The following is a 9,856-nucleotide window of genomic DNA, read 5'->3' as shown; positions in this document are numbered from 1 at the left end:
GCTGAAATTCTCAGCAGGTCAGTGGAACACCCTGGTCAATATTGGATTGGCACTTTGCGGTTTAGCTGGTCAAGATTGCATCGGCACCAACACTCAGCCTCGAATATCTCTACCGGCGCCAGCCTGAGCAGCTCCTGCGCCTGAGCCATAGTCCCCGCAAGCCACTGATCCACATCGCCCGCCTCGATCGGGATCACTGAGCGCTTGTCCTGCTGGTCCGGCCCCAGCTTCGGATCTGGCTTGTGCATGCGTCCCATGAGCGGATGTGCGTCAGCATTGATCGTTAGCATGGTGTAACTCTCGATTTCCTCACCGGTCGCTGGATCCACCCAGACATTCCACAACCCGGCCAGGCCCTAGGGCGTCCCATCGGCCCGTTTGAACCGCCACCACACGTTCTTGCCGGTTTCCCAGCACGGCTCATCGAATGACTCGGCTGGGATGATGCAGCGCTGCCCCCGCGCCCACGGCAGCTTGTAGCTCGCCTTGGCCGCCAACTCTTCAGATCGCGCGTTGTTGGTCTGGTACTTGAGCTTCGCCTCCTTGGCAAACCAGGGGATCAGGCCCCATTGACCAGCAGCAAGCTCCCGGCTGTAGCCTGAGTCCCCTCGTTTGCGACGGATGAATGGCCCAGTGCTTTGCGGGAAAAGGACCTCATTCCACCAGCGGTTGGGGTTGGCACGACCAATCGCCCACTCGCGCTCGATGGCGGCCTCAGTGGGGGATACGTAGCGGTTGCACATTTTTCTATGCTACTACCCGCTGTTTCCTTGCACATCGGTTTTCTGGGGGAACTATGTGAAGCAGTCTTCGCGGAAGCAACCAGAGACTGTTCTCAGTCGCCTCAAGCCGCCGTAGAGTTGTCAAGGGCTGCTTCGCAGCGTGAGCAGTCGGTCGCTAGTGGACGCCAAGTTCACGGTGTCGGCGGCAATTCGGTCATTGAGCCACCCTGACCCGTAGATCAGCGAACGCCAGCGGTGCGTCGGAAGCAGACCTCCTCAATCGACGTACCAGCTAGGCCGCGCAGCATGAGCTGCATGAGATTCGGGGGCACCGTTGAGGTCTTTGCTTGCGGCGCGGCCTCCAACGCAGTTGACCGGCCGGGGGGCGGAGACGCCGCGTCCCCTCCAAGCTCGCCCCAGGCGAACACAAAAGCACCTTCAGGGCCGCTCCCGGTCCCTCCTTGAAGTTGTGAGACTCCATGCTAAGTCCCGATACCTCTTGCCAAGGCGCGCAAGCTTTCGATAAGGGGGTTTGCGGCAGGTATCCCTAGTATTCCTTACGGACTTCCTGTAGCGTCGGCAAGGCAGCTGCAGGGGGTCCACCAAGGAGGCGCCGGCCGGCGCTGAGCGACAAATCCACGGCACAGCCTGGAACACTACTGGAGACAAACCATGAGCAACACGACGGAAATGGCATCGGAACCTGGAGTCGGAAGCCGCAAGCTGTTCGAGAACGACAAGATCATCGTCTGGGACTTCGTTCTTCCCGTAGGCGCGGAGACACCCGTCCACACCCATGTCCGCTCCTACATGTGGTTCGCGGTGCAAGGCGCGCCGCTGCAGATCTACGACGAACATGGCAACGATGTGGGCCTGTTTCCGGTGCCGACGAACGGGATCTTCGAGCTCAAGGTCCAGGACGGGACCATCGAGGTCATGTCCGAGATCGGCAAGGGCGTGAAGGTGCCGGCCAAGCACAAGGCCAAGAACGTCGGCACGGAAGACTACCGCGAGATCCTGGTCGAGTGGAAATAGGCCGCCGGTGGGGACCGTTCGCCGCTGGTCAGCCTGGCCGGCGGCGAGGCGGGAGGGCTTCAGTTCACATGACCTCGAGGATCTTCCGGTACCTGCTCGGGGCGAACCCCTGTACGCCGGAGAAGAAGCGCGTGAAGTTGCCCGCGGTATCGAAGCCGAGGTCGAAGGCGATGTCCTGAAGCTTGACGTCACGCTGCGTGAGGCTGCGCAGGCCCGATTCCATCTTGAGCATGCTCAGGAATATGGCCGGCGACATCCCGGTCGACTTCTTGAACAGCCGAAAGAACTGGGGCCGCGACAGCCCGGCCGTCGACGCCATCGCTTCCGGACTGGTACTCGCATCGCCGGCGCTCAGCATGTGTTCGACGAGTCTCCTGATGCGCGCGTCGAAGTCAAGTTCGCCATGCTCGCCCGCAAAATGAAGCAGGTTGCGAGGGGGCGAGATCGTCAGGACCTCGCAGAAGACCGCAGCAATCAGAGCCTCAATCTCGCGCGTGCTCGGCGGAACGTGCTGGGTCAAGGCATCGACCACGTCGTCCCGTGTCCGGGCCAGCCGCAGCGTCAAGGTCTCGACCGGCCGCGCGAAGAACTTCGGGTGCGCGCTGTGCGCGAAGCGTCGGTCCAGCTCCTTCAGCCATTGCGGCTGGAGGTAGAACGCGAGCAGGACGGTGTTCTCCTTCGTCTCGCGGTGGTTGTAGAAGTGCGGCTCCCAGGCGTTGATCATCAGCGCGCTCTGCGCCGTGACCGGATACTCCCTGCCGTTGATTCCGAACTGGATGTCGGCTCCGCCGATCTTGAAGACGATGTGGCAGTCCCGGTGCGCGTGCAGCACCATCGAGTGGTCGAGGCGGACGAGCACGACCCGTCCGAAGGGGCCGTGGATGATGCGTAGCGGGTCGGACATCAGAACTCCTTCAAGCGAGCCCGGCCTACGCGGCAAGCTGCTCTTGCGAGCGCTGGGCGGCCTGCTCCACGGCCTGCAAGGATTCGGCGCCATCGGCCAGGAAGAAGCGCGCGACCATCTCCTTGGTGATTTCGAGCGCCCTCTTCAGGCTGATGTCAATGTGCTCCGAAAGCACTCGAAGCGCCTCCTCCGTCTTGCGCTGCGCGATCAGGTCGATCACTTCCAGGTGGGCGTCGAAGGCCTGCAGGTTCCACGACGACAGTTGTTCGATGTCGACGTGGCGCGCCACGTGGGTGCGTCGCGTGACGATGTCGATGAAGGAGGTGAGCTCCTTGTTCTGGGACAGGGCCACGAGGCGGCGGTGGAACTCCTCGTCCGCCAGCACCAGGTCGGCAGTGGCCAGCTGGTCGCAGCGCCGCATCACATCCACCCAGTACGCCTTCACCGCCGCGATTTCCTCGTCCGGGGCGCGCTGGATGGCCAAGAGAACAGCCCGCCGCTCCAGCGCGATGCGGACCTGATAAAGGTCGAACACCTCGTTGACGCTGATGGACTTGCGGTAAAAGCCCTTGTTCATCACGAATTCGAGCAGCCCCTCGGCCACCAACCGGTTCAGGGCTTCCCGCAGCGTTGCGCGAGCGACGCCGAGTTGCTCGCCGAGTTGTTTTTCGTTGATCCGCGCGCCCGGCTTGAACTCATATCGCATCGCCCGGTCGCGCAGCTCGAGGTACAGGCGCTCGACGTTGCTCTCGTCGCGCGGTACGGAGGGCTTGGCGGATGCCTTGCGGGGGGACTTGGTGGCCTTCATGGTGCGCGACAGCTTTCATGGTTCACTGGTACGCACGGCCGGCCGACCGGCAAGTGTCGTCACTTGTGAAAACACCAGGTTATACGGATATCGATTGCAGCCCTCAACCTGGTAGTTTCCCTAGCTTCCGGCAAGCAGGAAATGTAAGATTCTTCGTGGCCTTATAGCGTTCGACACAAGTGTCGGCACTTTGTTCGAAACCACTTCCAAGCTCGCCATGCCAAACCGCACAGTCAGCCTCGACGACAAGTACACGCTCCGCCAGGGCCGGGTCTTCATCACCGGAACGCAAGCCCTCGTGCGCCTGCCGATGACGCAGCACATGCGTGATCAGGCGGAGGGGCTGAGTACGGCCGGCTACGTCACCGGCTATCGCGGGTCGCCGTTGGGCACGCTCGACGAGCAGCTCGGCAAGGCGTCCAAGGCACTCGCTGTCCACGACGTCGTGTTCGTCCCCGGTGTCAACGAAGACCTCGCTGCCACCGCTGTCTGGGGATCGCAGCAGGCCGAGGCGGCCGGGGAGGGAAAGTACGACGGCGTCTTTGCCATGTGGTACGGGAAGGGCCCGGGCGTCGACCGCACCGGGGACGCCTTCAGGCATGGCAATCTCGCGGGCTCATCCAAACATGGTGGCGTCCTGGTCCTCATGGGCGACGATCACACCTGCGAATCATCGACAACCTGCCACCAGAGCGAGTTCGCGATGGTGGACGCCATGATTCCCGTCCTGAGTCCCGCCGGCGTGCAGGAAATCCTGGACTTCGGTCTGATCGGCTGGGCCCTGTCGCGCTACAGCGGGTGCTGGGTCGGCATTAAGTGCGTCAAGGACACCGTGGAAGCGACGGCCTCCATCGACGTTGACGTCGACCGGGTCCGCATCGTCCCGCCCCAAGGCGTGGAATTGCCCACGGACGGCCTGAACCTTCGCCAGCCGGATACGCCACACGCCCAGGAGGCGAGGTTGCACCGCCACAAGTTGGACGCCGTGAAGGCATTTGCCCGCGCCAACGCCATCGACCGAGTGGTCGTGGATGGAGACCGGGCGATGCTGGGCATCATCACGCACGGGAAGAGCTACCTCGACGTGCTGCAGGCCCTGCACGACCTGGACCTCACGGAGGAGCAGGCAGGCGAGCTCGGGCTCCGCATCTACAAGGTCGGCATGACCTGGCCCCTGGAACCCGCGGGCGCCGCGCGTTTTGCCGACGGCCTCCAGAAGGTCATGGTCGTGGAGGAAAAGCGCAGCCTCCTGGAGTCCCAGCTCAAGGAGCAGCTCTACGGAAAGGCCGCTGCGCCCGCGGTCATCGGCAAGCTCGACGAGGACGGCCGGAGCCTCTTCCAGCCGGAGATGGCGCTCGATTCCAACCAGATTGCCATTGCCATCGGAGAGCGGCTCCTGCAGCTCCATGGGCACGGCCTCGAAGCTTTGCGCCGGCGCCTCGACGAGATCCGCGCCATGCGCGCTCCCAAGGGCGTGATCGACATCCTGTCGCGCAGCTTCTACTTCTGCAGCGGCTGCCCGCACAACTCGTCCACCGTGCTGCCGGAGGGAAGCAAGGCCTATGCAGGTATCGGATGCAGCTGGATGGCCCAGGCGATGGACCGTTCCACCACCGGCTACACGCAGATGGGCGCCGAGGGCATGTCCTGGGTCGGTGAAGCTCCGTTCTCGCAGCGGAAGCACATGTTCCAGAACATCGGCGACGGAACGTACTTCCACTCGGGGCTGCTGGCCATCCGCGCGGCGGTCGCGGCGAAGACCAACATCACCTACAAGATCCTGTTCAACGACGCGGTGGCCATGACGGGAGGCCAGCGGCACGACGGCATCCTGGACGTTCCCACCATCGCGCACCAGGTCCACGCCGAGGGAGTCAAGCGCATCGTGGTTGTGAGCGACGAGCCGGGAAAGTACCCCGCCGACATCCACTGGCCTCCGGGCCTGACAGTTCACCACCGGGACGAGATCAACGCGATCCAGAAGGAGCTGCGGGAGATCGAGGGAACGACCGCGCTGATCTACGACCAGACCTGCGCCGCGGAGAAGCGTCGCCGGCGCAAGCGCGGCCAGTTCCCGGATCCCGCCAAGCGCCTGCTGATCAACGACCTGGTGTGCGAAGGGTGCGGCGACTGCGGCGCGAAATCCAACTGCGTCTCGCTGCAGCCGCTGGAGACGGAGCTGGGTCGCAAGCGGACCATCGACCAGTCATCCTGCAACAAGGACTACTCCTGCGTGAAGGGCTTCTGTCCCAGCTTCGTCACGGTGCTGGGCGGCACGCTGCGCAAGCCCGCACGCGCCGGCGACGCGGGCGACCTTTTCCTGGCGCTCCCGCAGCCGGAACTGCCGTCCCTCGATGCAGGCGTGTACAGCATCCTCGTCACGGGCATGGGTGGCACGGGCGTGGTCACGATCGGGGCGATCCTTGGAATGGCTGCCCACCTGCAGGGACTGGGCTGCGGCATCCTGGACATGGCAGGTCTCGCCCAGAAGGGCGGTTCGGTCTGGAGCCACCTGCGCTTCGGCAGGTCGCCCGAGGCCATCAAGACCATCCGCATCGCCGCCGGTGGAGCGGACCTGGTGCTCGGCTGCGACATGATCGTTGCCGGCAATTCGAAGACGCTGGCCGCTGCCCGCAAGGGACGCACTCGCATGGTCGTCAACACCCAGGAGACGATGCCGGGTGAGTTCTCCCGCAATGCGGACATGCAGTACCCGCGCGGCAGCCTCCAGCGCAACATCGTGGACGCGGTTGGCGCGGACAGCGCGGACTTCGTGGAAGCCGGGCGCATCGCCACCGCGCTGCTCGGGGACAGCATTGCCGCCAACATGTTCATGCTGGGCTTCGCCTACCAGCGGGGCCTGATCCCCGTCACCGCCGACGCGATAGAGCAGGCCATCGAGCTCAATGGCGCCCAGCAGCAGATGAACCGCGACGCCTTCCTGTGGGGCCGCCGCACGGTCGTGGACCCGGATGCGGTCGGGCGCATGTTGTCGACGCTGCAGGCCTCGCAGCGCGCAAGCCTCTCGCCCGCGGTCATCGAGAACCTGGATGAGGCCATCGCCTGGCGCAAACGCTTCCTGGTGGACTACCAGAACGAGGCCTATGCCAGGCAGTACGCCGACTTCGTGGAACATGTCCGCTCCGTCGAGCGCAGCAGCTTCCCGGGGCGCAGCGACCTCACACGCGCCGTGGCCAAGTACTGCTTCAAGCTCATGGCGATAAAGGACGAATACGAGGTGGCTCGCCTCTACACCGAGACGGGCTTCCTGCAGCGCGTGGAGCGCCAGTTCGAGGGCGACTTCAAGCTGGTGTTCAACCTGGCGCCGCCCATCCTGTCGCAGCGGGACTCCGTGACGGGCGAGCCGCGCAAGCGCGAGTTCGGGCAATGGATCCTCCCGGCGTTCCGGCTCCTGGCAGGACTCCGGTTCCTGCGAGGCACGGCGTTCGACGTCTTTGGCCGCACGCAGGAGCGCCGCATGGAGCGGGCGCTGATTGCGCAATACAAGTCCAACATCGAGCAGGCGCTGGCGGTGATTGCCGGCACGCGGGATGCGGGTCACTACGAAGCGGCAGTCAAGCTGGCGGAACTGCCGGAATCCATCCGCGGCTACGGACACGTACGCGCACGCAGCGTCGAGGCCGCCCGTCAGCAGGAGAAGCCCCTGCTCGAAGCACTCCAGCGCCGGGTGATCGCGTTGAAGAAGGCCGCCTGACGCGACGGGAGGCGGCCGGCGCCGCGCGCCGGCCGTGCCGTCAGCGCGTGGCCGCCTGGTGGCGCAGGGTGCAGTCCCAGGCCAGTTCGGCGAGCGAGGCCGCCTTGCGTCCGGTCTCCACCGCATCCGCCACGGCCGCCGTGCCGTCCGCCGCGCGTTAGGCGATGCCGTGCAGGATGGCGGCCATGCGGAACAGGGTAATAGTCCGTCGAAGGCCGTTATTGACGACCTGCGATTTTCAAACATCGACGAGATGTCGAAGCAGACTGAATGCCACGCGCCAGCTCTGCCCGTCGCAATCTAGAGTGGACGTCTGCTGATTGATGCGCCTGATCAGTCCGATGCGATGCTGCAGATTGCGATCGATGAAGCTCACGCGCTGACCCTACGCGGAAGTCCTCGCGCCGACCGACCTCGGGCGGCGGTGCGAGTTCGGAGGCCTCATGCACCGTGTCGCCCGCGTTTGCCGTGGCGGCAACCTCCACCGAGATCGCCGCGTAGGGCAAGCTCACGTGGCGCCCGCTCGCTTGATCCTGCACCGTCACGCGATCGTGCTTGACCGACACCACGCGCGGCGCACGCTGCTTGCCGTCGTCCCAGTTGAAGTACTGCACCTGCTGGCCCAGATGCAAGTGGCTTCGGGCCTGCACGATGCGCCGCGGATCGGCAAGCAACTGCTCGATGACCCAACTGAGCTGGTACAGCTCGGCGCTGGTGGCCATCGGCAAGTCCTTCAGAGTCAGGTGCAGGCGCATGGACATCCGCATGACTGCGGTGGGTGCACGACGGTGCGCCGTGGCAGGTGGGTGGGCAATTCGCCCGCAGCGGCGGAGGCGGCGTCCTTCGCGCGCCGCTTGTGCCGTTCGCGCTGCAAATCGACCACGTTGCCAAGGCTCTCGTCGACGTGTGGCTGTACAGGAGACGATGGCCGTCGTGGAAAGTACGCCCTGAATCAAGTGCTTTTTAGCCGCCGGTAACAGCCACCATGTAACCAAAGCATGAGTTTTGCTGTGCTGGACGTTGCTGGACTTTGACCAGAAGAGCTGCCGCTGGCGGCGAAAGATTGGATATTTGGCATGCCGATTGCAGCCATCAGAACAGCCATCCAGCGCACTTTTCCGCTCGACTGGCACCAGTGGTGCTACCGGAGATAAAAATCGCTCAAAACGCGTTCTTACTATCGCGGAAAGTAGCCAAATCGACCGTCAAGACGTGGTCTGGCGCGTCGGCTGTGACTGGACCACGCGCACGGTGCACATCACAGACGACGGTATTTTCAACAAGGGTCAAGAACTCCACTTTTCAGGGGCAACCTCACCCTCGCTGAACAGCAGCAGCCAGCAGCTCAGTTCTCGACGCACAGCAGAAGATCACGCTTGCATCTTGAGCCGCCGGTAAGTAGCGGCGGGCTGCCGTTCGCGGCCTAACCGTCACCTCAGGGCGTCTTACAGATAACCGTCATCCGAGTGCCCGCAGTTTTACCAAGCCAAGGGCAAGTATCAGGTGAACAGCTGACACTGGCGGTGCGCAGAATTACAGCGGTGTCTCGAGGGTCTGGTGCCGTAGATTGCGACCAGGAATTTCCGAACCTGACTGAACTCGATATGGGAGGATAGCGCGGCCTCGGCACTACCTGAGCCGGAGACGATGTACGAGTTCGGCGGGCGGCGAAGCAAACCGAGGCAACTTATCTATTAAAGATCGTGATGGCGTACAACACTCGGTAGACGCCATCGATTCACAGCTTCGCAAGATCGAAGGGCAGAGCCTTGGGTATAAAGTGGCTCGTTTCTTCGATCTTTTGGGGCGGTGATTTATGCGACCTGCAGTGCCGGATAGTCTGTATAGCCCTTGGCGCCACCTGCGTAGAACGTGTTGGAGTCAGGCGCGTTCAGCGGTGCCTTGGCTCTGATGCGTGCGGGCAGGTCCGGATTAGCCAGGAAGGCGGTGCCAAAGGCCACAGCGTCAAGCTTACCTTCGGCAATGGCTGCCTCTGCCTCATCAGCGCTGTAACCCATATTGCCCACCAACACACCCTTGAACTTTTCACGCGCTACGGGCATGACATCGGCCTTCTGCACGCCGAAGAAATCGGCGCGCATCACGTGCAGGTAGGCCAGCTTGAAGGCATTGAGCCTATCGGCCAGGAAGCCGATGAGGGCCAGGGGGTCGCTGTCCTTCATGCTGTTGAAGCTGTTGAGGGGCGACAGGCGCAGACCCACACGTTCGGAACCGATCGCCTGGGTCACGGCAGTGAGTACCTCGAACAGCAAACGTGCACGGTTTTCCAGCGATCCGCCGTAGGCATCGGTGCGCTGGTTGGGCGTGTCGCGCAGGAACTGGTCAATCAGGTAGCCGTTGGCGCCATGCACTTCCACGCCATCAAAGCCGGCGGCAATGGCGTTGCGCGCACCTTGAGCAAACGCAGCCACGATGCCGGGAATCTCTTGGGCGGTCAGGGGGTGAGGCACCGCGTGCGGCACCTTGCCTTGGGGCGTGTGAATCTCACCCTCAATGGCGGTGGCGCTGCTGGAGACAATGGGGGCGCCATCGGCAGCGCCAGGGTAGGCTGCGCGGCCAGCGTGCCAGATCTGCATGAAGATGCGTCCGCCCTTGGCGTGCACCGCGTCGGTCACCTTCCTCCAGGCTGCAATCTGCGCGTCGTTGTAGAT

General features: G+C 63.5%; 8 protein-coding genes. 2 read left to right on the top strand and 6 right to left on the bottom strand.

Annotated elements, in window-relative coordinates; genetic code table 11:
* Window positions 1-35 precede the first annotated feature (35 nt).
* Together DBR23_RS32220 and DBR23_RS32215 are read right to left on the bottom strand one after the other, a co-directional pair.
* Complete coding sequence (locus DBR23_RS32220) at window positions 36-329, bottom strand: hypothetical protein (protein WP_369882086.1); 294 nt, start codon at window positions 327-329, stop codon at window positions 36-38.
* A gap of 27 nt (window positions 330-356) precedes the next feature.
* Window positions 357-743: an SOS response-associated peptidase family protein gene (locus DBR23_RS32215; RefSeq protein ID WP_369882085.1), complete on the bottom strand. Its 387-nt coding sequence runs from the start codon at window positions 741-743 to the stop codon at window positions 357-359.
* A 651-nt stretch (window positions 744-1,394) separates the two neighbouring features.
* Here DBR23_RS32215 and DBR23_RS05235 point away from each other — a divergent pair.
* Window positions 1,395-1,757, top strand: coding sequence for a hypothetical protein (locus tag DBR23_RS05235; RefSeq protein WP_231940632.1), 363 nt, complete (start codon window positions 1,395-1,397; stop codon window positions 1,755-1,757).
* A 64-nt stretch (window positions 1,758-1,821) separates the two neighbouring features.
* On the opposite strand, the gene DBR23_RS05230 is transcribed toward DBR23_RS05235, so the two are convergent.
* Window positions 1,822-2,661, bottom strand: coding sequence for an AraC family transcriptional regulator (locus DBR23_RS05230; RefSeq protein ID WP_060985783.1), 840 nt, complete (start codon window positions 2,659-2,661; stop codon window positions 1,822-1,824).
* Window positions 2,662-2,686: 25 nt separating this feature from the next.
* Entirely contained in the window at window positions 2,687-3,469 is a 783-nt protein-coding gene (locus tag DBR23_RS05225) for a GntR family transcriptional regulator (protein WP_108497530.1), read from the bottom strand.
* Window positions 3,470-3,659: 190 nt separating this feature from the next.
* Between DBR23_RS05225 and DBR23_RS05220 the strand changes: the two genes are divergently transcribed.
* Window positions 3,660-7,184, top strand: coding sequence for an indolepyruvate ferredoxin oxidoreductase family protein (locus DBR23_RS05220; protein WP_369882084.1), 3,525 nt, complete (start codon window positions 3,660-3,662; stop codon window positions 7,182-7,184).
* A gap of 218 nt (window positions 7,185-7,402) precedes the next feature.
* Here DBR23_RS05220 and DBR23_RS05210 read toward each other — a convergent pair whose 3' ends face one another.
* Together DBR23_RS05210 and DBR23_RS05205 are read right to left on the bottom strand one after the other, a co-directional pair.
* On the bottom strand, window positions 7,403-7,939 hold the full coding sequence (locus DBR23_RS05210; protein WP_233250286.1) for a hypothetical protein: 537 nt from the start codon (window positions 7,937-7,939) through the stop codon (window positions 7,403-7,405).
* Window positions 7,940-8,998: 1,059 nt separating this feature from the next.
* A partial coding sequence (locus DBR23_RS05205; RefSeq protein ID WP_108497529.1) for an alkene reductase occupies window positions 8,999-9,856 on the bottom strand: 858 nt, incomplete at its 5' end.

The sequence above is a fragment of the Acidovorax sp. HMWF018 genome (assembly GCF_003061035.1).
Lineage (GTDB): Bacteria > Pseudomonadota > Gammaproteobacteria > Burkholderiales > Burkholderiaceae_C > Acidovorax > Acidovorax delafieldii.
This window is presented reverse-complemented; position numbering and strand designations above follow the sequence as displayed.